This window comes from Pseudomonas sp. A, assembly GCF_056270345.1.
This window is the reverse complement of the sequence record NZ_CM149873.1, coordinates 2,161,780-2,186,206: the sequence shown is the minus strand read 5'-3', so window position 1 is coordinate 2,186,206 and position 24,427 is coordinate 2,161,780. Positions and strand designations below refer to the sequence as shown.

Annotated in this window: 25 protein-coding genes; 11 read left to right on the top strand and 14 right to left on the bottom strand. The window is 65.2% G+C overall.

All coding sequences use genetic code 11. From position 1 onward, the window contains the following. Positions 1–191 precede the first annotated feature (191 nt). Positions 192–869: a COG3650 family protein gene (locus AC0MAZ_RS09895; RefSeq protein ID WP_203647734.1), complete on the top strand. Its 678-nt coding sequence runs from the start codon at positions 192–194 to the stop codon at positions 867–869. A 103-nt stretch (positions 870–972) separates the two neighbouring features. Then, a complete protein-coding gene (locus tag AC0MAZ_RS09890) occupies positions 973–2,580 on the top strand; it encodes an NAD(P)/FAD-dependent oxidoreductase (RefSeq protein ID WP_232855818.1) in 1,608 nt (535 codons plus the stop codon). Positions 2,581–2,655: 75 nt separating this feature from the next. Here the strand turns inward: AC0MAZ_RS09890 and AC0MAZ_RS09885 are convergent, their stop codons facing one another. Then, entirely contained in the window at positions 2,656–3,120 is a 465-nt protein-coding gene (locus AC0MAZ_RS09885; RefSeq protein WP_050704227.1) for an outer membrane lipoprotein, read from the bottom strand. A gap of 146 nt (positions 3,121–3,266) precedes the next feature. Here AC0MAZ_RS09885 and AC0MAZ_RS09880 point away from each other — a divergent pair, with 146 nt between their 5' ends. Further along, positions 3,267–3,497: a hypothetical protein gene (locus AC0MAZ_RS09880; RefSeq protein WP_028692125.1), complete on the top strand. Its 231-nt coding sequence runs from the start codon at positions 3,267–3,269 to the stop codon at positions 3,495–3,497. 111 nt (positions 3,498–3,608) lie between these two features. On the opposite strand, the gene pdxH is transcribed toward AC0MAZ_RS09880, so the two are convergent. The 5 genes from pdxH to dinG form a co-directional block, all read right to left on the bottom strand. Next, on the bottom strand, positions 3,609–4,256 hold the full coding sequence (pdxH, locus tag AC0MAZ_RS09875) for a pyridoxamine 5'-phosphate oxidase (RefSeq protein ID WP_203647735.1): 648 nt from the start codon (positions 4,254–4,256) through the stop codon (positions 3,609–3,611). A gap of 19 nt (positions 4,257–4,275) precedes the next feature. Next, entirely contained in the window at positions 4,276–5,253 is a 978-nt protein-coding gene (locus AC0MAZ_RS09870) for an OmpA family protein (protein WP_475860952.1), read from the bottom strand. Positions 5,254–5,352: 99 nt separating this feature from the next. Next, positions 5,353–6,498, bottom strand: coding sequence for a serine hydrolase domain-containing protein (locus AC0MAZ_RS09865; RefSeq protein WP_234562502.1), 1,146 nt, complete (start codon positions 6,496–6,498; stop codon positions 5,353–5,355). Positions 6,499–6,667: 169 nt separating this feature from the next. Beyond that, complete coding sequence (locus tag AC0MAZ_RS09860) at positions 6,668–8,896, bottom strand: beta-agarase (RefSeq protein WP_475860950.1); 2,229 nt, start codon at positions 8,894–8,896, stop codon at positions 6,668–6,670. A gap of 81 nt (positions 8,897–8,977) precedes the next feature. After that, on the bottom strand, positions 8,978–11,122 hold the full coding sequence (gene dinG, locus AC0MAZ_RS09855) for an ATP-dependent DNA helicase DinG (protein ID WP_203647739.1): 2,145 nt from the start codon (positions 11,120–11,122) through the stop codon (positions 8,978–8,980). Between the two features lie 98 nt (positions 11,123–11,220). Between dinG and AC0MAZ_RS09850 the strand changes: the two genes are divergently transcribed. Next, positions 11,221–11,685 carry a CopD family protein gene (locus AC0MAZ_RS09850; RefSeq protein ID WP_475860948.1) on the top strand — a complete coding sequence of 155 codons (465 nt, stop codon included), beginning with the start codon at positions 11,221–11,223 and terminating at the stop codon, positions 11,683–11,685. Positions 11,686–12,599: 914 nt separating this feature from the next. Here the strand turns inward: AC0MAZ_RS09850 and AC0MAZ_RS09845 are convergent. The 4 genes from AC0MAZ_RS09845 to AC0MAZ_RS09830 form a co-directional block, all read right to left on the bottom strand. After that, complete coding sequence (locus AC0MAZ_RS09845; protein WP_475860946.1) at positions 12,600–13,358, bottom strand: collagen-like protein; 759 nt, start codon at positions 13,356–13,358, stop codon at positions 12,600–12,602. Further along, positions 13,351–13,626 carry a DUF1145 domain-containing protein gene (locus AC0MAZ_RS09840; protein WP_050704046.1) on the bottom strand — a complete coding sequence of 92 codons (276 nt, stop codon included), beginning with the start codon at positions 13,624–13,626 and terminating at the stop codon, positions 13,351–13,353. The genes AC0MAZ_RS09845 and AC0MAZ_RS09840 overlap by 8 nt, the downstream gene beginning before the upstream one ends. 97 nt (positions 13,627–13,723) lie before the next feature. Beyond that, positions 13,724–14,443, bottom strand: coding sequence for a PA1041 family peptidoglycan-binding anchor lipoprotein (locus AC0MAZ_RS09835; RefSeq protein WP_234561819.1), 720 nt, complete (start codon positions 14,441–14,443; stop codon positions 13,724–13,726). Between the two features lie 89 nt (positions 14,444–14,532). Further along, complete coding sequence (locus AC0MAZ_RS09830) at positions 14,533–15,225, bottom strand: PA1041 family peptidoglycan-binding anchor lipoprotein (protein ID WP_110738786.1); 693 nt, start codon at positions 15,223–15,225, stop codon at positions 14,533–14,535. 160 nt (positions 15,226–15,385) lie between these two features. Between AC0MAZ_RS09830 and AC0MAZ_RS09825 the strand changes: the two genes are divergently transcribed. The 5 genes from AC0MAZ_RS09825 to AC0MAZ_RS09805 all read left to right on the top strand — a co-directional run bounded on the left by AC0MAZ_RS09825 (position 15,386) and on the right by AC0MAZ_RS09805 (position 19,674). Then, the gene (locus tag AC0MAZ_RS09825; RefSeq protein WP_232855812.1) at positions 15,386–15,880 is read left to right on the top strand and encodes a DUF6231 family protein; all 495 of its coding nucleotides are present in this window, start codon (positions 15,386–15,388) and stop codon (positions 15,878–15,880) included. 4 nt (positions 15,881–15,884) lie between these two features. Then, on the top strand, positions 15,885–16,361 hold the full coding sequence (locus AC0MAZ_RS09820; RefSeq protein ID WP_475860944.1) for a YchJ family protein: 477 nt from the start codon (positions 15,885–15,887) through the stop codon (positions 16,359–16,361). A gap of 2 nt (positions 16,362–16,363) precedes the next feature. After that, a complete protein-coding gene (locus AC0MAZ_RS09815; RefSeq protein ID WP_254464832.1) occupies positions 16,364–16,840 on the top strand; it encodes an LEA/WHy family protein in 477 nt (158 codons plus the stop codon). A 7-nt stretch (positions 16,841–16,847) separates the two neighbouring features. Then, the gene (locus AC0MAZ_RS09810; RefSeq protein WP_241410763.1) at positions 16,848–17,045 is read left to right on the top strand and encodes an SEC-C metal-binding domain-containing protein; all 198 of its coding nucleotides are present in this window, start codon (positions 16,848–16,850) and stop codon (positions 17,043–17,045) included. Positions 17,046–17,238: 193 nt separating this feature from the next. Next, positions 17,239–19,674, top strand: coding sequence for a penicillin acylase family protein (locus AC0MAZ_RS09805; protein ID WP_475860942.1), 2,436 nt, complete (start codon positions 17,239–17,241; stop codon positions 19,672–19,674). An 80-nt stretch (positions 19,675–19,754) separates the two neighbouring features. Here the strand turns inward: AC0MAZ_RS09805 and AC0MAZ_RS09800 are convergent, their stop codons facing one another. After that, positions 19,755–20,180: a type II toxin-antitoxin system HicB family antitoxin gene (locus AC0MAZ_RS09800; RefSeq protein ID WP_203647746.1), complete on the bottom strand. Its 426-nt coding sequence runs from the start codon at positions 20,178–20,180 to the stop codon at positions 19,755–19,757. A gap of 223 nt (positions 20,181–20,403) precedes the next feature. Here AC0MAZ_RS09800 and AC0MAZ_RS09795 point away from each other — a divergent pair, with 223 nt between their 5' ends. Next, positions 20,404–21,519 (top strand): succinylglutamate desuccinylase/aspartoacylase family protein, encoded by a 1,116-nt coding sequence (locus AC0MAZ_RS09795; protein ID WP_203647747.1) that lies wholly within the window; start codon positions 20,404–20,406, stop codon positions 21,517–21,519. Positions 21,520–21,525: 6 nt separating this feature from the next. On the opposite strand, the gene AC0MAZ_RS09790 is transcribed toward AC0MAZ_RS09795, so the two are convergent. Beyond that, a complete protein-coding gene (locus AC0MAZ_RS09790) occupies positions 21,526–21,768 on the bottom strand; it encodes a hypothetical protein (protein ID WP_203647748.1) in 243 nt (80 codons plus the stop codon). A 97-nt stretch (positions 21,769–21,865) separates the two neighbouring features. Beyond that, positions 21,866–22,432: a dCTP deaminase gene (gene dcd, locus AC0MAZ_RS09785; protein ID WP_050704036.1), complete on the bottom strand. Its 567-nt coding sequence runs from the start codon at positions 22,430–22,432 to the stop codon at positions 21,866–21,868. A 328-nt stretch (positions 22,433–22,760) separates the two neighbouring features. On the opposite strand from dcd, the gene AC0MAZ_RS09780 reads away from it, so the two are divergent. Continuing rightward, positions 22,761–22,970: a cold-shock protein gene (locus AC0MAZ_RS09780; protein ID WP_003254922.1), complete on the top strand. Its 210-nt coding sequence runs from the start codon at positions 22,761–22,763 to the stop codon at positions 22,968–22,970. A gap of 219 nt (positions 22,971–23,189) precedes the next feature. Here the strand turns inward: AC0MAZ_RS09780 and apbC are convergent, their stop codons facing one another. Continuing rightward, positions 23,190–24,284 (bottom strand): iron-sulfur cluster carrier protein ApbC, encoded by a 1,095-nt coding sequence (gene apbC / locus AC0MAZ_RS09775; RefSeq protein ID WP_475860940.1) that lies wholly within the window; start codon positions 24,282–24,284, stop codon positions 23,190–23,192. Positions 24,285–24,427 lie beyond the last annotated feature (143 nt).

Sequence of the window (24,427 nt, the reverse complement as noted above, 5' to 3'; positions counted from 1 at the left end):
AATATATCGCCTATGCCGGCCTCTTCGCGGGCAAGCCCGCTCCCACAGGTACATCACTGCATACAAGGGTGGTGGTGAACCTGTGGGAGCGGGTTTACCCGCGAAAGGGCCGACACACGGTCCACTTGTGATCAGCGCCCAGCCTCGGTACCGTGGCCCGTTATTCTGCAAAGTCTCCCGGAGCCCGCCCCATGCGCCTCACCCCTTCCCTGCTGCTCACCGCCTTGCTGCCGCTGTTCACCGGCTGCCAGATGCTGGCCGAAAAACCGGTAGACCCGAACCTGGGCACCACCCGCATGCAAGGCGAACTGAGCGCGGCCGGCGGTCATCTGCTGTTCAAGCCCTGCAGCGAAAGCCGCCGCTTCATCGTCAACGACGCCGCCGCCACCGGCATCCTGCAGGAAGCCGCCAACCTGGCCGACGACGCCGGTGACAAGCTGTTTGCCGACGTCCGCGCGCGCATGACCGGCAGCAAGCAGGCCGGCAGCGACGGCCAGCTTGACGTGACCCGCCTGTACCGCCTCGAAACCTCCGAATATTCCGGCTGCGAAGACCCGAACTTCAGGCAACTGACCCTGCGTGCCGGCGGCCACGAACCGGACTGGGACATCAAGGCCAGCGGCAAGGGCATGGTGCTCAACCGCATCGGCCAGGATCCGCTGGCGCTGCCTTACCTAGAAGAGGCAATGCCCGGCGGCGGCCTGAGCCTGTCCAGCGAGGCCAATGGCCAGCGCGTCGAGCTGTGGGTCGCGCCGCAACGCTGCGTCGACGGCGCCACCGGGGCCATCCGCCACCTCAAGGCCGAACTGCGCATCGACGGCAAGACCCTGCAGGGCTGTGCCTACTACGGCGGCGCCCGCGACCTCTGATCACCAGGCGCTTTTATCCTGCCTGTCGGGGCGGCTAACAGCTTATACTTGGCGGTTTGTGTAAAGCCGCCGGCCGCCCATGGCCGGGATACTGGACCCTGCCATGCTACGAATCACCGAACTGAAGCTGCCCCTGGACCACTCCGACGACGAATTGCGCGCCGCCATCGTCCAGCGCCTGGGCATCAGCGATGAGCAACTGCTCGGCTTCACCCTGTTCAAGCGCAGCTACGATGCGCGCAAGAAGAACAGCGAGCTGCTGTTCATCTACACCATCGACCTTGAAACCAGCAACGAAGACGAACTGCTGCGCCGCTTCGAAGGCGACGGCAAGATCGGCGTGGCCCCGGACGTCAGCTACAAGTTTGTCGGCCAGGCCCCCGCCGACCTGCCTGCGCGCCCGATCGTGGTCGGCTTCGGCCCCTGCGGTATCTTCGCCGGGCTGCTGCTGGCGCAGATGGGCTTCAAGCCGATCGTGCTCGAGCGCGGCAAGGAAGTGCGCCAGCGCACCAAGGACACCTGGGGCCTGTGGCGCAAGAGCGTGCTCAATCCCGAGTCCAATGTGCAGTTCGGCGAAGGCGGCGCCGGTACCTTCTCCGACGGCAAGCTGTACAGCCAGATCAAGGACCCGAACCACCACGGTCGCAAAGTGCTGGAAGAGTTCGTCAAGGCCGGTGCCCCGGACGAAATCCTCTACATCAACAAGCCGCACATCGGCACCTTCCGCCTGACCAGCATGGTCGAGAAGATGCGCGAGGAAATCATCACCCTGGGCGGTGAGGTGCGCTTCGAGCAGAAGGTCACCGACCTGCTGGTGGACGGCGAGCAGCTCACAGGCGTGGTACTGCAAAGCGGCGAACAGCTGCACTCGCGCCATGTGGTCCTTGCCCTGGGCCACAGCGCCCGCGACACCTTCCGCATGCTCCACGCCAAGGGCGTGTTCATGGAGGCCAAGCCGTTCTCGGTCGGTTTCCGTATCGAACACCCGCAGTCGCTGATCGACAAGGCGCGCCTGGGCAAGTACGCCGGCCACCCGAAACTCGGCGCCGCCGACTACAAGCTGGTGCACCACGCCAAGAACGGCCGTTCGGTCTACAGCTTCTGCATGTGCCCGGGCGGCACCGTGGTCGCCGCCACCAGCGAACCGGGGCGCGTGGTCACCAACGGCATGAGCCAATACTCACGCAATGAGCGCAACGCCAACTCCGGCATCGTCGTCGGTATCGACCCCGAGCGCGACTACCCGGGCGGCCCGCTGGCCGGCATCGAGCTGCAGGAGCGCCTGGAGGCCCATGCCTACGTGATGGGCGGCAGCAACTACCAGGCACCGGCGCAGCTGGTGGGTGACTTTGTCGCCGGCCGTCCGTCCACCGCACTGGGCAGCGTCGAGCCGTCCTACAAGCCGGGCGTGACCCTGGGCGACCTGGCCCCGAGCCTGCCGGACTTCGCCATCGAGGCAATCCGTGAGGCGCTGCCGGCCTTCGACCGCCAGATCAAGGGCTACAACCTGCACGACGCGGTGCTGACCGGCATCGAGACCCGCACCTCGTCGCCGCTGCGCATCACCCGTGATGCCAGCTTGCAGAGCCTCAACCTCAAGGGCCTGTTCCCGGCCGGCGAAGGTGCGGGCTACGCTGGCGGCATTCTCTCCGCCGGCGTGGATGGCATCCGTATCGCCGAGGCGGTGGCGCGGGACATGCTCGGCCTGTAATCGCATCGCGGCTACAGGTAAAAGAAAACCCCGAACAGGCCTGGCCCGTTCGGGGTTTCTTTATATGAGCCGGAATCAGTGAGTGACGCGGCTGGTGCCATCGACGGTCATGATGCGCACACGTTCGCCCACGCGGAAAACCTCGTTCTGCTGCACTTGCTGCACATAGGCGCGCATGCTGCCATCGTCTTCACGCACAGTGATCTCGACCCCCTGGGTGCGGGTCAGGCCTTCTTCGGCGGCAGAGCCGGCCAGACCACCGGCCACGGCACCGATCACCGCAGCCACGACGCTGCCACGGCCGCCACCGATGGCGCTGCCGGCGACGCCACCGACGATGGCGCCAGCACCACCACCGATCGGGGTCTTGGTGCCTTCGATCTTCACCGGACGCAGGGATTCGATGGTACCCATGCGCACGGTCTGCACGCGGCGGGCCTCATCACGGGAGTAGCTGTCGCCGGTCAGCGACGACTGGCAGCCGCCCAGCAGCAGCGACACGGTGGTGAAGCTGGCCAGCAGCAAAGCGGATTTACGCATGGGTCAATCTCCATAAGACAGGTGTCCATTAGACTCCGCGCCTTGACAAGTGTCACGGCGCAAACGTTATAAAATTGTTTTCATTCAGCCCAGGTACAGCCTGCGCCGACTGTGTGGCGGGCTTTTACGTTCGACCAAGGATAGCCATGGATTACTTCATCGTCGTCGTGGTGACGATCGCCGGCCTGTATTTTCACGGGTGGCTGTATGTGCGCATGCGTCGCTGGATGGACCGGGACCTGGCGCTGTCACTGGCCGGGGAGGATCCGGCGAAGCGGGATTTCATGCTCAAGCTGCTGGAGCGGGCACGGGTGGAGAAGGTGCGGCGCAAGGAGTTGGCGGCGTGGCTGGAGCGGGAGGCGGCGGGGTATCGGTAATGCTGGGGCTGCTTTGCAGCCCATCGCGGCACAAGGCCGCTCCTACAGGGGTTACGCGATCCCTGTAGGAGCGGCCTTGTGCCGCGATGGGCCGCGCAGCGGCCCCAGATGTCAGGGCGCCAAACGCTCGCGCAGCCACTGGCCATCGACCAACCGGAAGTTCAGCCGGTCGTGCAGACGACTGGCACGCCCCTGCCAGAACTCGACACGCTCCGGCACCAGGCGGTAGCCGCCCCAGTGTTCCGGGCAATGCGGTTGGGTGTCGGAAAAGCGCGCCTCGGTGGCCTTGACCAGCCCTTCCAGTTCCTCGCGGTCGGCAATCACCCGGCTCTGCGGCGACGCCCAGGCGCCCAGGCGGCTGCCTAAAGGACGTACCTGGTAGTAGTCATCCGACTCCTTGGCCGTGACCTTTTCCACCCGCCCTTCGATCCGCACCTGACGCTCCAGCGCCGGCCAGAAGAAAGTCATGGCCGCGAACGGGTTCGCCGCGATGTGCTGGCCCTTGGCGCTTTCATAGTTGGTGAAGAACGTGAACCCTCGGGCATCGAGGGCCTTGAGCAACAGCACCCGGCAATGCGGACGGCCATCGGCGTCGACGGTCGCCAGGGTCATGGCGTTGGCTTCCACCGGCAGCTGCTCGGTCTTCAGCGCATCGGCGAACCAGTGGTGGAACAGCGCGAACGGCTCCCCCGGGGCCTGGGCTTCAGCCAGGCCATCACGGGTGTAGTCGCGGCGCATATCGGCCAGGGATTGGGTCATGACTGCGTTTCCTTGACGATCAGTTGGTCTTCGCAGGGCTGTTGGCGGCGACTTTCTTGTCGGTGGCGGCCTTCTTCGCGGCGGGCTTGGCCGGAGCGGCTTTCTTCTTCGCGGCGGTGCTGGCCTTGGCAGGCGCCTTGGCCTTGGCGGCCGGCTTTTTCGCGGCTGGCTTGGCAGCGGCCTTGGCGGCTGGCTTGGCCGCCGGGGCCTTGGCGTCCTGGGTGGCGACCATTGCCGCCGGGGCTGGCGCCGGGGCGGCCTGCTGGTACTTGGCCAGCAGCGCGATCATGGTGTTCTGCGGGGTCAGCAGCAGCTCGACGCGGCGGTTCAGGGCGCGGCCCTCTGCGCTGTCGTTGGCGGCGCGCGGCATCACCGAGCCCATGCCCTTGAGCATCAGGCGGTCACGCTGCAGGCCGCTGAGACGGAAGATCGCCGACACCGAAGCAGCGCGCTCGAGGCTGAGCTTCTGGTTGGCGGCGGTGGCGCCGCTGCTGTCGGCGTGGCCAAGCACCAGCACGGCGGTCTTGGTGTCGGTCTCGATGGCCTTGGCCACCTGGGTGATCGGGCCGAGGGTGACCGGCAGCAGCATGTTCGGACGGTCCGGGTTGTAGGAGCTGTCCACCGGAATGGTTACCGCCAGCACATCTTCACGGCGTTCGAGTTCAAACTTGCTGCCCTTGATCGCCTCGCGGACCTTCGGCTCGTACTGGTCGAGCCAGGCCTGGGTGGCCTTCTGGTCGATCTTCGGCACCGCCGCGACCTTGTCCTTTTTCTCATCGCTACCGAACGGCCACCACCAGCGGCTGGCGCTTTCGGACTTGGCATCAGCCTTGGCGACGTTTTCGACGACGGCCTCCTTCACTTCCTTGTCGGCGACCTTGTCGGAGCCGAAGGGCCACCAGTTCAAGCCACTGTCCTTGGCGGCGTCCTGGGAATGGCTGGCGCAGCCGGTCATGGCCAGGCACAGGGCGAGTGCTAAGGTTTTATGTGAAGACATCAGCGATACACCATGAAATAGAAAGAAATTTTGCCCATACGCGTCAGGCGTTGGCATTGAGGATAGTCAAAGGGTCCGGGCAATACCCGCGTTACCCGATCAAAGGCAACTGCCAAGGACCCGCACCAGGCGTTGGGCGCGCGGGTCCATCAGCACGTAGGGGCCCAGGGTATTGGTGACGAAGCCAAAGGCCACGTCGTGTTCGGGATCGGCAAAACCGACCGAGCCGCCCGCACCGGGATGGCCGAACGCCCGTGCGCCAAGGCCGAAGGTGGCGTTGGCCAGCTCCGGCTGGTCGAGCATGCAGCCCAGGCCGAAGCGGGTCTGGGTCAACAGGGTGCGGTCCTGGCCGAGGCTGTGCTCGCGGGTGAGTTCGTCAAGCAGTTCGGATTCCAGCAGGCTGCCGTCGAGCAGGCCGGCATAGAAGCCCGCCAGGCTGCGGGCGTTGCCGTGGCCATTGGCCGCCGGCTGCTGCATGCGCCGCCATTCGGGCTTGTTGGTGCTGGTGAGGATCGCCGGCGGGTTGGTGAAGGCCCGGGTGGACAGGGCCTCGGGTTCGCGCAGGGTGACCTGCAGCAGGCGCTGGGCCGCGGCATCGCCGGGGTTACCCTTGCCGCGGGCGATATGCGCCACGCGGTGGAATTCGTCGTCCGCCAGGCCAACATGGAAATCCAGCCCCAATGGCCGGGCGGTTCGGGCCACGATCGAGTCGCCGGGGCCGCGACCGTCGGCGCGGCGGATCAGCTCACCGATCAGCCAGCCATAGGTGATCGCCGCATAACCGTGTTCGCTGCCGGGCGTCCACCAGGGCGCTTCGGCGGCCAGGGCATCGACCATGGTCTGCCAGTCGTACAGCGCCTCGGCTGGCAGCAGCTCACGGATGGCCGGCAGGCCGGCGCGATGGCTGAGCAGCTGGCGCAGGGTGACCTGCTCCTTGCCGGCCTGGGCGAACTCCGGCCAGTAGCGTGCCACCGGCGCATCGAGGGCCAGCTTGCCCTCGCCCACCAGTTGCAGGGCGGTGACGGCGGTGAAGGTCTTGGTGCAGGAGAACAGGTTGGCGATGGTATCGCTGTGCCAGGCCTCGCGGCCGTCCTTGTCGGCGCTGCCGGCCCACAGGTCGACCACGGTCTCGCCGCCAACCTGGATGCACAATGCGGCACCACGTTCCTGGGGATCCTCGAACAACGCGGCGAAGGCATCGCGCACCGCCTCGAACTTCAGCTCATAGTGACCCTGGATCTGCACCCGACTACCTCTCTGTACGACCTGGCTTGCAAAGGGGTGCATTGTTTCAGTAGTTGGGCGATTTGCAAACTGGATATGGCTGGGTGGTTGTCAGGGGCGTCCTTGTTCCCTGATGGAACGCTATCGCGGGGCAAGCCCGCTCCCACGAAAGCGCTCCCAGGGACAGCGCTCATTTTTGGGGGACGGGCTTGTCCAGTTCGGTGCGTAGCTGCGTGAGGATCTGCAGGTTGCTCCGGCGCACGGTTTCGACGAAGCCCGGGTAGCTCACGTCGGTAATGGCCACCAGGCCCAGGTGGCCGTTTTCGCCATCCAGCAGCCTGCCGCTGGCCGGTTGGTCGAGATACTGGAACCAGTGCGCGCCGACGATCATCGGTTGGGCCATGGCGGCCTTGAGGAAGTTGGCATAGGCCGGGCCCCGATCCTCCTCGCGGGCCACTTCAAGCGGGCCGGGCCAGAACGGACCGCGATCGCGGGAGCCGAACTGGAACTCCGAGACCAGCACCGGCTTGTCCAGCTCGGCCAAACGGGCGAAGTCATAGCCGTCATCTGGCTTCAAGGTATAGAAGTTGAAGCTCAGCACATCGCAGAACCTGGCGCAGGCCTTCACCGCCTCGGGCGTGCTGACCGCATAGCGCCCGCCCAGCAGCAGATGGTTGGGCGCATGCCATTTCAGGGCATCGGAAATGGTCTTGAAATAGGTTTCGGCAAACACCTGCTGGAAATACTGGTAGTCGCGCTCGATTTCCGGGTGCTCCGGATTGGGCAATGGCGCCTCGAACCCTGGGTCTTCCATCAACTCCCAGGCGGTCAGCTCGATCCCCCAGGCCTTCGACAACCCTTGCTGGTTGCGGTATTTGTCGCGCAACTGCTTGAGGAAGGCACGCTTGGCCGGCACATCGGTGGTCAGGCGCAAGGTGCCATAGGCCAGGCCGTAGCGTGCCTTGGGGTCGTCGCCGGGGGCGGCCCAGGCCAGTTCGTTGTCGGCGAAGTAACCGATCAGCCAGGGGTCGTCGCGGTGATCCCGGGCGGCGATGGCCACGGCGCGCTCAGTGGCCATGGCGAAGCGCGGGTCGAACGGGTCGGGCATGCGACCCCACCAGTCCATGCCGGTGCTGATGCTGGCGTAGTCACCGACAATCGACAAAGGCAACGTGAACGGCAGGCGCCTGGCTTGAGCGAGCGCCGGGTCGCTCCAGTTGCCGAGTGTGTTGAAGCCCCAGGCCTGCAGGCGATCCAGGGTGTGGGCCTGCCAGCGCAGTTCGTCCAGGGCCGGCGCCGGGCAGGCCGTGCCATCCTGCGGGCAAGGCTTGCCGTACGTGCGCTGCAGGTTGGCCGCATAGAAATCGAACCAGCGCCCTTGCTTGAATCCCCGGCCTTGGGACGAGGCATTGCCGTCGTCGTTGTTGCCTTCGCCGTAGAAGGCAGTCAACGCATCGCCTTCGCCCGGCAAACCCTTGAACATGCCTTCGCGACCGGCAACATAGGTGCGCCCACCATCGGCGGCAACGGCATTGACGCCGAGCGAATAGAACGGATGCCCGTCCGGCGTCACCAGGTACCAACGCCCGTCGCGTTTCTCGGTGCGGAAGAAGCCCTTGGCTTCGAAGGCCGGCCCCGCGAGCAGACCGCCATAGGTGTCCAGCTTGAGTTTTTCGCGCTCGGCCAACCAGGCTTTGAGCAATGCCTGTTCGCGGTTGTCGGCGGCCTTGAGCTGCTCATCGCCGACGATCTTCTCCGGCCAGCGGCCACGGGTCGACTGCCCATAGGCGTCGATCAATTCGCTGTAGGCGGCCTTGAACGCCTGGTCGTCATCCTGCAGACCGACTTTCTCGATCAGCAGGCTCTGGGCAACCTTGGGGCCGGGAATGCTCAGGCTGACCAAAGTGACCTGTGCCAGGTCCACCGCACCTTCGCTGCTGGTGAGCAGCAGGCGCTGTCCTTCGAAAGTCCAGGGCATCGGAGGCCCGGCGCGCATGCCCCGGCTCAATGGTGAACTGGCCTTGAGCGGAATCATCACGGTCTGTGCGGGCCCGGCCGGCAGATCGATGCGGCTGGTGAGGGTGCGCCCGTCGCTGCTTTGCACCGTCACATCGACGGTCAGCGCCCAGTCCATCCCGCTCTGCAGGCGCAGGGTCAGTGCCTGGCCGGTGCTCCAGTCCCACGCTCCGCCTTGCGGTGCGAGGCGCAGGGTCGGCTGCGCCACCGGGTTGAACACCACCCGCCGCAACACTTCGCCTTCGGCTGTCTGTTCCGCGTTGTACTGCGGCAGGCTGGCGTCCTGGGTGACGACATTCACCACCGAGGCCGGGCGCACGAAACTGAACAGCGTCTGTTGCCCGGCCAGCAAGGGCGCACTGAACAACAGGGAGAACACGACAGGCAGGGTGCGGCGGATCATAGGGCGGTGACTCTCCTTCGGAGCCCGTCATGGGCTCGCAATCGAGTAATGGACAACGGGTTGGGCGTCTTGCTCCGGCGCTCAGCCGATTTCCCGTCGGAAAGGTGGCAGCGCATTGAGGATAGCCTTGCCGTAGCGCTGCGTGACCAGACGGCGATCAAGCAAGGTAATGACGCCACGGTCCTGCTCGGTGCGCAGCAGCCGGCCACAGGCCTGGATCAGGCGCAGCGAGGCATCGGGCACGGCGATTTCCATGAACGGGTTGCCGCCACGGGCCTCGATCCACTCGGCCAACGCGGCCTCGACCGGATCATCCGGCACGGCGAAGGGGATCTTGGCGATCACCACGTGCTCGCAGTAGGCACCCGGCAGGTCGACACCCTCGGCGAAACTGGCCAGGCCGAACAGCACGCTGTGCTGGCCGTCGTCGACCCGCGCCTTGTGCTTGTTCAGGGTCTCCTGCTTGGACAGGTTGCCCTGGATCAGCACCAGCTTGCGCCAGTCGCGGTCCAGGCCATCGAACACGTCCTGCATCTGCTTGCGCGAGGAGAACAGCACCAGTGCGCCACGCGCGTCCTCGACGATGCCCGGCAGCTCGCGGATGATCGCCGCTGTATGGGCCGTTGCGTCCCGCGGGTCGGCGCCCAGGTCCGGCACCCGCAGCAGGCCGGCGTCGCCATGCACGAACGGACTGGGCACCACGCACTGCACCGCGTCGCGGGGCAGGCCCGAGCGCATGCGGAAACGGTCGAATTTGCCCAGGGCAGTGAGCGTCGCCGAAGTCACCAGGGCGCCATAAGCGACGTTCCACAGGCTCTTGCGCAGCATCTCGGCGGCCAGGATGGGGCTTGCATTGACCTCGATGTCGAACAGCGCGCCGCTTTCGGCCAAGGTCAGCCAGCGGGCCATGGGCGGATTGTCTTCCGGGTCTTCGGCGGTGAAGGCGGTCCACAGTTCCCAGTTACCCTGGGCGCGGGTCACCAGGCTGCCGAACAGCGGGTACCACTCCTCGGCCTGGTGGCTGGCGATTCCGATGTTGTTCTCGCCGTCCATGCCTTCCTTGAGCAGGTCGGCCAGGCGGGTGAACAAGTCGTTGAGGCGGGCGAAGCCTTTCTTGAGCTCGATGCCGACTTCGCGGATCTGCTCCGGCACCACGCCACCTTCGAAACGGTAGCGCGGGCGGTCGCGGCCTTCCATGTCCTCGCCGGCGCGGAAATCCGCCACCTGCTCACAGAGGGTGAACATGAACTGCTGCTGGGTGCGGACCTCACGCGCCAGCTCCGGAACCTGCTCGATGTACTTGCCAAGGTCGCCCGGCAACGGATGCTGGGCCAGCAGCTTGGTCAGGTTCTTGGCGGTCTGCTCCAGCCAGTCGGCGGTGGAGCGCAGGCGCGAATAATGGGCGAAGTGGCCGATGGCCTTGTCGGGCAGGTGGTGGCCTTCATCGAACACGTACATGGTGTCGCGCGGATCGGGCAGCACGGCGCCACCGCCCAGGGCCAGGTCGGCCAGGACCATGTCGTGGTTGGTGACGATCACGTCGACCTTGCCCATGCCTTCACGGGCCTTGTAGAACACGCACTGCTGGAAGTTCGGGCAATGCCGGCCGGTGCACTGGCCATGGTCGGTGGTCAGGCGAGCCCAGTCCTGGTCTTCGACAGCCTCCGACCAGCTGTCGCGGTCACCGTCCCAGCGGTTGCCGGCGAGCTTCTCGATCATGCTGTTGAACAGCTTCTGGCTGCGCTCGTCGACCTCGATGCGAAAGCCTTCCTCCTCGAACAGCTGGGCGGTGGCCGACTGGGCATGGCCTTCCTGCAACAGGACGTCGAGCTTGGACAGGCACAGGTAGCGCCCGCGCCCCTTGGCCAGGGCGAAGCTGAAGTTCAGCCCGCTGTTGCGCATCAGGTCGGGCAGGTCCTTGAAGACGATCTGCTCCTGCAGGGCCACGGTCGCGGTGGCGATCACCAGGCGCTTGCCGGCGGCCTTGGCGGCGGGGATTGCGGCCAGGCTGTAGGCGACGGTCTTGCCGGTACCGGTGCCGGCCTCGACGGCCACCACGGCGGGCTCACCGGCACGGCGGCCGTCGTCGTCGCAGGCGATGTCGCCGAGCACCTTGGCCACTTCGGCGATCATCAGGCGCTGACCGTAGCGTGGCTTGAGGCTTTTGGCTTCGAGGAAACGCGAGTAGGCGCCCTGGATGGTGGCTTTGAGTTCGTTGCTGATCATGGTCTGCAGGCGCCCGGAGGGCTGGATATATTTTCAGTGTTTCGCATGGGCCGGCTATCATACCCCGCTATTGCCCTTTGTGCCGCATGGAGATCCGGATGCTTGCCTTTGCCCTGCCCTACACCTTGCATGTCCTGGCTGCCCTCGTCTGGGTCGGGGGGATGTTCTTCGCCTGGCTGGTGCTGCGGCCGGCAACGGTTGCCGCGCTGGAGGGGCCCGCGCGGCTGCGGTTGTGGGTGGAGGTTTTCCAGCGGTTCTTCAGATGGGTCTGGCTGGCGGTGGCGGTGTTGGCTGTCAGCGGGGTCGGGATGATTCACCTGCGGTTTGCCGGATTCGAGACCGCGCCTCGTTACGTGCAGGTGATGATTGGCGGGGGGATTGTCATGTTTGCGTTGTTCATGCGGGTTCAGTCTTTGTTGTTGCCTGAACTGCGGACGGCGGTGGAGGCTGGGGATTGGGCTTCGGGGGCTGGGGTGCTGGGGCGGATTCGGCGGTTGGTGGGGGTTAATTTGTTGATTGGGGTGGTGGTGGTCGGGGTGGCTAGCTCGCGGATTTTGGTTTGAGGGCTTCGGCTTCGGCTTCGGCTTCGGCTTCGGCTTCGGCTTCAAAGATGATTGTTTTGGTTTTTGTAAGCACATTCGTAGGCGATGTCGACACTTAGTCACCTTTTCGCCTTTACGGCGACCTACTTTTCTCTAGGGAAAAGTAGGCAAAACCGTTCCGCTCCGTTCATCCGGCCCCTGCGCTTCGCTCCGGGGTTCCCTCGCTCCGTTCTTGCTCCCGGGAGGACCGCGCTGAACGCCCCATCCTGGGGCGCAGCGCTTGACGGCCATCCATGGCCGTCACCTCCCTCCGCAAGAACTCCGCTCGGCCTCCTGAAGTCGCAATTGGCGGCGCCTGGACTATTGCGCGTTTAGAAGCAAGAGCAAGAGCAAGAGATGCGAAGTTATTTGTTTTACAGTTATTTATATATTGGCTGTTCCGGCCCATTCGCGGGGCAAGCCCGCTCCTACAGGGTTATATATAACGGCGACTATTTCGTGGGAGCGGGCTTGCCCCGCGATGCGATCGAGAGATTAATTAAATTTCAACTAGCGACAGCTGCGCCAGTTCAGGCGCCGCCCGTAACTTCGCGACTTCAGGAGGCCGAACGCAGGCCTTGCGGAGGGAGGTGACGGGCATGGATGCCCGTCAAGCGCTGGGGCCCAGGATGGGCCCTGCAGCGCGGTCCTCCCGGGAGCAAGGCCGGAGTGAGGGAACCCGGAGCGAAGCGTAGGGCCGGATGAATGGAGCGAGGATTTTTTGGTGACTTTTTGATCCTTCAAAAAGTTACCCGCCGTAAGGGCGGAAAGGTGAATAAGCGTCAACATCGCAAATGAATGCACATACAACTCTCAACACCAACCAAAACAACCAAACAACCAAACAACCAAACAACCAAACAACCAAACAACCAAACAACACTAACCCAGAAAACTCAAAGCCGCTGAAGAATCAACTCCCCCGAGCCCCCAGCCAACCCAGGCTGCCCGGCCTGCCCAGGCCGCCCATTCCCCCCAGCATCAGTCCGATAAACCAGACACCCCTTACTGACCCCACCCAAACCAGCCTTCCCAGCAGCCCCCGCCTTACCCGGCGCACCACCATCAAGCCGCACCACAATCCGCTCCTGCGCAAACCCTTCAGGCACCGCCAGACGAACCCGCCCACCGGCAGCACCATCGTGCCCATTGCCACCATCATCACCATTGGCCCCCCGGCTGGCCTGCCCCCAGGTACACCCCCCGGGCTTGCCATTGGCCCCATCGAGCCCGACATACCCCGGCGCCCCAGCCCCACCCCGGGCATCGATCGACAGCCGATCCGCCTCCAGCGCCTGCAACCGCAGATCCAGGTTACGCCCCGGCCGCGCAGCACGCTCGTAGGTCCCGGGCGCCCCGGGCGCGCTGAACTCGCTGCCTTCGCCCAGGTAGGCACTCAATGCCTCGATACTCAGGTCCCGCTCGGCCGGCGCAATGGCGATCCGCGCATCGCGCCCCAGCTCGAGCCGGTCGATCTTCAGTTCGGTAAGCGTGGCCGGCAGCAGCAACGTCGCCGAGTCGGCCACCCGCAACTGCTCCAGGTGCACGCTGGCCGCCTTGTTGGGCAGACGCAGCATCGAATGGGCGGCGACCTCCAGGCTTTCGGCCTGGACCAGGGGGCTGGCCAGTGCGGCCAGCAACATCAATTTACGCATGGCTCGACGCCTCCTGCGGACGGGGGATGGACATGACATGGAAGATACCGGTCAGCAGGATCTGCAGGCGGTCGAACCAGCGATGGCTGCGCCCGCGCAGGCTGCCATTGAAGAACAGCACCTCCAGCGCATGCAGCGACAGCAGGACGATACCCGCGGCATTGATCAGCAGATTGAGCGGCAACGGCTGCGGCATGAACAGGTTGAACAGCACCACGCCCCAGAACGCCACCGTCAGAGCCTTGCCCAGGCCCAGGATGAACTTCATGTCCGGCCCCCATGGATTGTTGTTATGTCGGCGCGGCCCGTTCGAGCGGACCGCGCCAACAACAGTAACCCTACTGCCGAGGTATGCGCCAGAGGGGTCAGTTCAGGTGCAGTTCCACCCGACGGTTGCGCGAGCGGCCCTCGTCGGTGTCGTTGTCGGCCACCGGCTCGCTCTCTCCGCGGCCCTGACTGGTCACCTTGTTCGGCGCCAGCCCCTGGCTGATCAGGTACTCGGCAACACCGCTGGCGCGGCGCTCGGACAAGCGCTGGTTGTAGGCGTCCGAACCCACGCTGTCGGTGAAACCGAGAACCTTGACACTGGCCACGCCGGGCTCGTTGAGCTTGGGCAGCAAGCCTTGCAGGCGCTGCTGGGCACCCTGGGTCAGCTCGGCGGAGTCGAAGGCGAACAGCACCTGGCCCTGGTCATCGAGGGTGATCACCTCCGGGGTTGCCGCAGGTTCCGGTTGCGGTGCCGACGCCGGATACTGCGGCAATGGGCAGCCCATGTGATTGACCTGGGTGCCTGCCGGAGTATCCGGGCAGCGGTCGCGGCGGTCGAATACGCCATCGCCATCCTCGTCGCCATCCTGGGCATAGCAGATCAGGCCACCGGCAATCGCACCGGCCACACCGGCACCAGCCGCCCAGGTGGAACTCTCGATGGCGCCCAGGCCGCCGCCGACCAGTCCGCCAAGCAGGCTGCAGATGGGCCAGGTCCTTTGATTGAGGGGCGCGCTGCCATCGCTGTGGGTGGCGCAGCCTGTAAGCAGGCTTGTGGCCACCAGCAACGGCAGTGCCGCTTTCGACAAAACACGCATGGTGATTGCTCCTGTGTCACCGGCCGCTACCGGTCACACAGGAGTAAAGACGCGCCCGCGCCACTTCTCAAGGCGCGGGCGCACGGCGCTCAACGCTGGATCTTGATCTCGGTGCGGCGGTTCATGGCGCGACCGTCGGCGGTGGCGTTGTCGGCCACTGGCTGAGTCTCACCAGCGCCCACCACCGAGACAAAGCTCGCACGCGGTACACCGCTTTCGACCAGGTAGTTGGTCACGGACTGGGCACGACGCTCGGACAGCTTCTGGTTGTAGCTGTCGGAACCGACACTGTCGGTGTGGCCGGAAACGCTCAGGCGGGCGCCCGGGGCTTCCTGCTTGAGGCGTGTCGCGATGGTGTTCAAGCGCTCCTTGTCAGTGGCAGTCAGGCGCGCCGAGTCGAACTCGAAACGCACGTCACGGATGACGATGACTTCTTCCTTCTGCACCACCACTTCCTCGACCACCGGCGCCGGCTCAGGCGGGCAACCGTTGGCATCGACCTGCACGCCTCGTGGGGTGCCAGGGCACTTGTCGCGGCTGTCCGGCACGCCATCGCCGTCCTCGTCACCATCGCCGTGGGCCCAGCAATAGCCAGCCGCCAGGCCGCCACCGAGCAACGCGCCCCAGCCGGCCCAGCTGGAGCTTTCGATCGCGCCCAGGGCCGCGCCGCCCACGCCCCCGACGGCAGCACACTTCGGCCAGTCGGTTTTTTGCAAACCTGCACAACCAGTCAACACACTGGTGAGCAGAACCAGGGGTATCGCTGTGCGTACTATGCTCATCTTGTTGCTTCTCCTAGGGGGAATCGGTGCATTACCGATGCTCTGGGAGTAAAGACCGGCGATTACCGCTCTGCCAGCAATAAGCCACGACGTGGCGACGCGCCTCTTTGCCCGATCGCCCAGGACCGCTAGTCTTGAGCGACCTGAACGAGGAATGGCAATGACCGAGGTTTTCTCACAACGCACGCCGCAGCAGGCCCTGGCCGCCCTGCTCGATCGCTTCACCCCGCGCCACCTGCTGCTGGTGGGCAGCCGCTTCCCGGCCCTGGAGGCCTTCAGCGCCGCCCATCCCGAGACCCGGATCGAGGTCGCCGCACCCGGCCCGCTTCCCGCCGAACAAGCAGCCCGACGCTTCGATCTGGCGGTACTGGTCGACTGCCTGGAGCACCTGCCCAAGCGCACCGGCCTGGAGCTGCTGGGCGGCATCCGCAACCTCAATGCCAGCCGTGTCGCGGTGCTGGCGGACCTGAACGCCTGCGGCTGGCAGGACACCGACTTCTATTCGCTGGCGCTCTCGGCCAGCGAGAAATTCCAGCGCGACGAACAGGTGTTGAGCCTGTTCACCTATGATCTGCATGACTACAAGCAGGTCCCGGACTGGCTCAATGCGAAGTTCTGGGCCAACCCTGAAAACTTCGGCAAGTACTGGTGGTGACTGGATGAGTGTCTCGATCTGCCCCTGCGGCAGCGGCAACCTGCTCGACGCCTGCTGCGGGCATTATCACAGCGGCACCCCGGCGCCGGACGCCCAGGCCCTGATGCGTTCGCGCTACAGCGCTTACGTGCTGGGCCTGGTGGACTACCTGGTCGACACCACCCTGCCGGCCCAGCAGGCCGACCTCGATCGCACGGCCATGTCGACGTGGAGCGCGCAGAGCACCTGGCTGGGGCTGGAGGTGGAAAGCGCCGAGGTACTGGGCGGGCAACCCGAGCACGCCTTCGTCACTTTCACCGCGCGCTGGCACGACCTGGAAGGCGACCACCAGCACCGCGAGCGCTCGGCGTTCGTCCAGCATGCCGGACGCTGGTACTTCATCGACCCGACCGTGGTGCTCAAGGCCGGTCGCAACGACCCCTGCCCCTGCGCCAGCGGGCAGAAGTTCAAGAAATGCTGCGCCAGTTACCTCGGTAGTTGAACATGCGCCCCCTGGCCCGCCTGTTCACACTCGGCCTGCTGCTGGGCTGGCTGGCGGGCTGCGCCGGATGGGGCGGCGACACCTGGCGCGAGCCACAGCTGCACCTGCTTGAGGTGGAGCCTGTGAAGATGCGCCTGCATCAGCAGGAGTTTGTCCTGCACCTGCAGGTCGACAACCCCAACGACGGCCGCCTGTTCATCCGCCACCTGGCCTACTCGGTGCGCCTGGGCGACCTGCTCCTGGCCGAGGACGAGGCAAGCCTGTGGCGTAGCGTCGGCGGCCAGGCCCGGCGCACCTTCAAGATCACCGTGCGTACCAACCTCTGGCAGCACCTCAAGCCCCTGGCGAAGCTGCTCAAGAGCGGCCAGCCACTGCAATACCAGCTGCGCGGCGAGCTGGCCACCGGGCTGATCGTCCATCGGGACCTGCACTTGTCGCAAAGGGGTGAGATAATCCCCGGCGATCTACAACCGGAGTAACCCCGCAATGACCCAGCAACCCCATGTCCATGGCCCCGACTGCAACCACGGTCACGACCATCACCACGACCATGGCCATGTGCACGGCCCGCACTGCAACCACGGCCACCAGGAGCCGGTGCGCAACGCCCTGAAGGACGTCGGCCGCAACGACCCTTGCCCGTGCGGCAGCGAGAAGAAATTCAAGAAGTGCCACGGCGCCTGATCGACGTCGACGCAGACCATTGCGGGTCAAGCGCGCTCCCCGGCAAATAGTCGTGGGAGCGGGCTTGACCCGCGATCTGCACGTACCAGCACTACCACTGGTAAATAAAGCTTCCCGGCACCTTGCACGGCGACTGCGCGCTCACTACCTTAGCGCCTTTCAGAACCCCGCCACGCCCTGCAGGAGCCTAGTCATGGCCGCCCCCGTCCTTCCGCCCTTCCCTCTCCGCCTCGGCAATGCTGCCGCGTTGCTTGGCCTGCTCGCGCTCGGCGGCTGCCAGATGGGTGGTCACCAGGACAGCGTACTGCCCACGACCGGCGTGCAACCGCTCAAGGGCCTGGCGCAGAACGTCTCGGTTCGGCGCAACGCGATGGGCGCGCCGCTGATCGAAAGCAGCAGCTTCCACGATGCGCTGTTCAGCCTGGGCTACCTGCATGCCGGGGATCGCATCGAGCAGATGGTCGCCATGCGCCTGCTGGCCCAGGGGCGCCTGGCCGAGCTGGCCGGGGCCGACGCCCTGGAGTTGGATCGCCTGATGCGCGCCGCCAACCTCAAGCAAAGCGCCGGCCAGCTCTATGCCGACGCCTCGCCGCGCCTGAAGCGCTTCTTCGAGGTGTACGCCCGCGGGGTCAACGCCTACCTGTTCCGCTACCGCGACAAGCTGCCGGGCGAGCTCGCCCGCAGCGGCTACCGCCCGGAATACTGGAAACCGGAGGACTCGGCGCTGATCTTCAGTCTCTACGCCTTCAGCCAGTCGGTGAACCTGCAGGAGGAACTGTCGGCCCTGACCCTGGCGCAGAAGGTCGGTGCCGACAAGCTCGCCTGGCTGCTGCCCGGCGCCCCCGACGAGCCACTGGCCGAAGGCGAGGTCGACAAACTCAAAGGCGTGAACCTGGCCAGCCAGCTGCCGGGGCTCGGCGCACTCACCGCCGCCGGGCAGCAACTGGCCGATCTCGGCCTGCTGGGCGCCCCCGGCTCGGCCAACCTGGCGCTGGCGCCCCAGCGCAGCCGCAGCGGCAATAGCCTGCTGGCCAGCGACAGCCGCGCCGCCTGGGCGCTGAGCCCGGTGCAGATCCACACCACCAAGTATCGGGTCGCCGGCCTGTCGCTGCCGGGCCTGCCGATCGTGCTGGCCGGCTACAACGGCAAGCTGGCCTGGAGCAGCAGCGCGGTGATGGCCGACAACCAGGACCTGTTCCTCGAGCAGGTACGCCGCCAGGGCAACCAGCTGAGCTACCTCGCCGACGGCAAGTGGCAGCAGGCCCGCGCACGCAACGAAACCTTCTTCGTCCGTGGCCAGCGACCGCAGCGCGAGGTGATGTACGACACCCGTCACGGCACCCTGCTGCCGGGCCATGGCAGCCTGGCCCTGGCCCTGCACCTGCCGCAGCTCAAGGAAGATCGCAGCCTCGACGCGCTGTTCGACCTGACCCGTGCGCAGAACATAGAACGCGCCTTCGACAGCACCCGCGAGGTCACTGCGGCGGCGCTGAACTTCGTGTTCGCCGAGCCCCAGCACATCGGCTGGCAGGTCAGCGGCCGCTACCCCAACCGCCGCGAAGGCCAGGGCCTGCTGCCCTCGCCGGGCTGGGACGGGCGCTATGACTGGGACGGCTACGCCGACGCGATGCTGCACCCCTACGACCAGGATCCGCCCGCCGGCTTCATCGGTCACGCCAACCAGCGCAGCCTGCCCAAGGGCTATGGCATGCAGCTGTCGAGCAGTTGGTACTACCCCGAGCGCGCCGAGCGCATGGCCCAGCTGGCCGGCAACGGTCGTCACGACAGCCGCAGCCTGATGGCGCTGCAGAACGATCAGGTGACGCTGCTGGCCGACAAGCTCAAGCAGATGTTCGACGCCCCCGGCATGGCCCAGCCGCTCAAGCAGGCCATCGATGCCCTGCCCGCCGCGCAGCGCGACAAGGCCCGCGATGCCCTGGCCCGGCTCAAGGCCTTTGATGGCCGACTAAGCCCGGTGTCGGCCGATGCCGCGCTGTATGAACTGTTCCTGCAGGCGGTCACCCGGCAGACCTTCCTCGACGAACTGGGCCCGGAATCCAGCCCGGCCTGGCAGGCCTTCGTCGGCAATGCCCAGCTGTCCTACTCCGCCCAGGTCGATCACCTGCTGGGGCGCGACGACAGTCCGTTCTGGGATGATCGCGGCACGCCGCAGAAAGAAGACAAGCCGACCATCCTCGCCCGCAGCCTGGCCGCCGCAGTAGATGCCGGCACCGCCCAGCTCGGCGCCGATCGCCGCGCCTGGCAATGGGGCAAGCTGCACCAGTACCGCTGGCCGGCACCGGCCTACCACGGCCTGGGCGACAAGCTCGACCGCGCGCCCCTGGCGGCGGGCGGCGACTTCAGCACCCTGGCCCTGACGCCCTATGCCTGGGGGAGCAACTTCGACACCCAGCTACCGGCCTCGGCGCGGATGATCGTCGACTTCGGCCAGGCAGAACCGCTGCAGGTACTGACCAGCAACGGCCAGTCCGGCAACCCGGCCAGCCGTCACTACAGCGACGGGCTCGATGCCTGGTTCAAGGGCCGCTTCACCAGCCTGCCGCTGCAACCACAGAACTTTGCCCGTGCCTATGGCAGCCAGCGGTTGACGCTGGTGCCTGGCAAATAAGTCCTATTGCGGTCCATCCGGGGTAGCCCTGGATGGACCGCAATAGAAGCTTCGCCAGGAGGTAAGCTCCCGGAGCCCTCTCAGGCAGCCACCACTGCAAGTTCGATGCGCTGCCCCAACACATGCAAGGCATGCTCGACCTGTTCGATCTTGGAGCGATGCAGCAGGTCGACCAGGCGATCCACCTGCGGTCGGTTAACGCCAAGCCGTCGGGCCATTTCAGTCTTGGTCACATTCTGGGCGATCATGGTGTTCCACAAGGCCGCCTTGGCTGCGGTCAGCGCCGGCAACCTGACAACGGCCTCGGCCGATTGCAATGACGTAGGCAACGGAATGGCGACCCGCCGCTCCACGTACAGTGAAAGCGCCGATTCCAGGCCATCCACGGCATCGAACAGCGCCTCATCGAGCGTATCCCCCGCACTGGCCATCTCGGGAATATCCGGGCAACTGATCCAGACACTGCCTGCATCACGGTGCACGTTCACCGGATAATCGAAATTCATTTAGTCACCTCGTTGCGTGGTCAATCGCGGACAACATATTTGTTGCGCATCGCGATGAAATCCCAGTAAACAACACCTGAAGGTTCAGCATTTCTTCATTTCAGGTAGTCCGTGTCTGTACCGCGCTCCTCGGTCCCGCGATCTGAATAGTGCGCCACTCCCGAAGTTATGCTTCTATCCTTGATCCCAGCCTTCGCCCTACAACGCTGACATCAGGACCACCATGCACCACTCGACCCACGACCTGCTCTCCCCTGTCCCGGGTATCGCCCGCCAGCTGCACAGCTTCCATTTCGGCCCGCGTGGCGCCGGCAAGGTGTACATCCAGGCCTCGCTGCACGCCGACGAGCTGCCGGGCATGCTGGTGGCCTGGCACTTGAAGCAGCGACTCGGGGAAATGGAGCAGCAGGGCCGGTTGCACAAGGAGATCATCCTGGTGCCGGTGGCCAACCCGGTGGGCCTGGAGCAGGTGCTGCTGGACGCGCCGCTGGGCCGTTTCGAACTGCAGAGCGGTGAGAACTTCAACCGCAGGTTCGTCGACCTGTCCGACAGCATTGGCGACCAGATCGAGGGGCACCTCACCCAGGATCCGGCGCACAATCTGGCGCTGATACGCGAATACCTGCGCCGGGGCCTGGATGCCCACCCCGCGCACACGCCGCTGCAGTCGCAGCGCCTGACCCTGCAACGCCTGGCCTGCGACGCCGACATGGTGCTCGACCTGCATTGCGACTTCGAGGCCGTCGAGCACCTGTACACCACGCCGGAGGCCTGGCCCCAGGTCGAGCCGCTGGCCCGTTACCTGGGCGTGCAGGCCAGCCTGCTGGCCACCGATTCGGGCGGACAGTCGTTCGATGAGTGTTTCAGCCTGGTGTGGTGGCAGCTGCAGCAGCGCTTCGGCAAACGCTTCCCGATCCCCCAGGGCAGTTTCTCGGTGACCATCGAGCTGCGCGGCCAGGCCGATGTCAGCCACCCGCTGGCGACCCGGGACTGCCAGGCGATCCTCGACTTCCTTACCCATGCCGGGGTCATCGAGGGCCAGCCGGCGCCGTTGCCCGCATTGGTTCACCCGGCAACGCCGCTGGCGGCGGTTGAGCCGGTCATGACGCCGCTCGGCGGGCTGCTGGTGTTCCACGCCGCGCCCGGCCAGTACCTGCAAGCCGGTGAGCTGATCGCTGAGGTCATCGACCCGCTCAACGACCGGGTCACGCCCCTGCGCAATACCCAGGCCGGGCTGCTCTATGCGCGCAGCATCCGGCGCATGGCCACGGCGGGCATGGTGGTTGCCCATGTGGCCGGCGAGCAGGTCTGTCGCAGCGGCTACCTGCTGGGCAACTGAGAAAAATCAGGCCACTGGGGCTGGAGGCGGCTCATCGGGCAGGGTCGGCTCGCCCGGTTCCATCGGCGGGTGCTCGCCAGGTTCCGGCGGTTGCGGCGTATCGGGATCGGGCTGGTGCGGCACGCCACCGGCCTGCATCGGCAGCGGTGTGTGGATCGGCGGGTGGGCCATCAGCGACCAGGCCAGCAATCCGATCTGGTTCGGCTGCAGGACGGCCAGCTTGGCACTGATTGAGGGGTCGAGTTTCATCGGCGGCTCCTGACGAGGCCCGGCGCACGGCATGCGCGCCGAAACTGTATTCTCGTTGGAGTGCCGGGCGCGGAAACAATTCCCGCGCTTTGTCGGCTCAGGTGCGTGGCAGGGTAACGCCGCGCTGGCCCTGGTACTTGCCGCCACGATCCTTGTACGAGACTTCACATGCCTCGTCGGACTGCAGGAACAGCATCTGTGCCACGCCTTCGTTGGCGTAGATCTTCGCCGGCAGCGTCGTGGTGTTGGAGAACTCCAGGGTCACATGGCCTTCCCACTCGGGCTCGAGCGGCGTGACATTGACGATGATGCCGCAACGGGCATAGGTGCTCTTGCCCAGGCAGATGGTCAGCACGTCACGTGGGATGCGGAAGTACTCGACGGTGCGGGCCAGGGCGAAGGAGTTCGGCGGGATGATGCACACGTCACTCTTGATGTCGACGAAGCTGCCGGCATCGAAGTTCTTCGGATCGACGGTGGCCGAGTTGATGTTGGTGAAGACCTTGAATTCGTCGGCACAGCGCACGTCGTAGCCGTAGCTGGAGACACCGAAGGAAATGACCCGGCTGTCCTGCTCGCCGCGCACCTGGCGCTCGACGAACGGTTCGATCATGCCGTGTTCCTGCGCCATGCGGCGAATCCACTTGTCCGATTTGATGCTCATGGCGGGGTGTCCTGAAGAGTGCGGGGTAAAAAACGAGAGGTGCATCTTACCGGTCCCGGCGCCCGGGTTAAAGTTTCCTCGCCCTATCCCGCGCCGGACGGGGCCTGCACCGGCCGTCGATCCGAATTTCATCAAAGCGCTTCTTGGCCATTGGCAGGTCGTGGAAAGTGGGTTAAGGTGGCGCCACTGTGCTGCACGTGACACCGAGAATCTCTAGTTTGATGCACGATCCTGATCGGCCCATCGCTGAATTTTCTGCTCTCTTTGCGCTCAGTCCCGGTCAGGGTGTTTCCTGACCGTTATCAACTTTGTCCAAGGAGACAGAAAAATGTCCAACCGTCAATCCGGTGTTGTCAAGTGGTTCAACGATGAGAAGGGCTACGGCTTCATCACCCCTCAGTCGGGCGACGACCTGTTCGTGCACTTCAAAGCCATCCAAGCTGACGGCTTCAAAACCCTGAAAGAAGGCCAGGCTGTTACTTTCGTCGCTACCCGCGGCCAGAAAGGCATGCAGGCTGAAGAAGTTCAGATCGCCTAAGTCGATCTCGCTTCCTCGCTTTCAAAAAAAACCCGCCATTGGCGGGTTTTTTTGTGCCTGAACAAAACAGAGGCTGGATTTGCGCATTTCCCTGTAGGAGCGGCCTTGTGCCGCGAAAGGGCCGCAGATAGCGGCCCCGGCAATATCTGCTTGATACACAGATTCTGGGGGCGCTTCGCCCCCCTTTCGCGGCACAAGGCAGCTCCTACAGGTAACGCGTCAGTCTTCGCTGATGGTAATGCTCGGCATCGCTGGCGCCGCCGCTTCCTGCAGCACGATCCGCGCCCCCACCTGCCGCGCCAGCTCCTGGTAGACCATGGCGATCTGGCTTTCCGGCTCGGCGATGGCGGTCGGCTTGCCGCTGTCGGCCTGTTCGCGAATCAGCATCGACAACGGCAGCGAGGCCAGCAGCTCGACACCGTACTGCGCCGCCAGCTTCTCGCCACCGCCTTCGCCGAACAGGTGCTCGGCATGGCCGCAGTTGGAGCAGATATGCACCGCCATGTTCTCGACCACGCCCAGCACCGGGATGTTGACCTTGCGGAACATCTCCACGCCTTTCTTCGCGTCCAGCAACGCCAGGTCCTGGGGCGTGGTGACGATCACCGAGCCAGCCACCGGCACCTTCTGCGCCAGTGTCAGCTGGATGTCGCCGGTGCCCGGCGGCATGTCGATCACCAGGTAGTCGAGGTCGTCCCAGGCGGTCTGGGTCACCAGTTGCAGCAATGCGCCCGAGACCATCGGGCCACGCCAGACCATCGGCGTGTTGTCGTCGGTGAGAAACGCCATGGACATGACCTCGACCCCATGGGCCTTGATCGGCACGAACCACTTCTGCTCGCGCACCTGCGGGCGGGTGCCTTCGGCGATGCCGAACATCACCCCCTGGCTCGGGCCATAGATGTCGGCATCGAGAATGCCCACCCTGGCACCTTCGCGGGCCAGGGCCAAGGCCAGGTTGGCGGCGGTGGTCGACTTGCCGACCCCGCCCTTGCCCGAGGCCACGGCGATGATGTTCTTCACGTTGGCCATCGCCGGCACCTGGGCCTGGGCCTTGTGGGTGGCGATCACGCAGTCGATGCCCACACTGACCGAAGTCACGCCATCAAGGTTGCCGATGGCGGTCTCCAGCACCTGCGCCCAGCCGCCCTTGAACAGGCCGGCGGCATAACCCAGTTGCAACTGCACGCTGACCTGCCCGCCCTGGATGTCGATGGCGCGCACGCAACCGGCGCTGACCGGGTCCTGGTTCAGGTAAGGGTCGGTGTACTGGCGAAGCACGCCTTCGACGGCGGCACGGGTAACGGCACTCATGGAGGCTCCCATTGGCAAACTGGATACGGAACAGGCGCCTATGCTAACCCGTCAATCGTCAGCAGATGCGTCCTTGGGGTGAAATAAATTCGCCAGCCCTTTATAGTGGCCGATCACCCTCATTTTTACCCCGTAGCCAGATA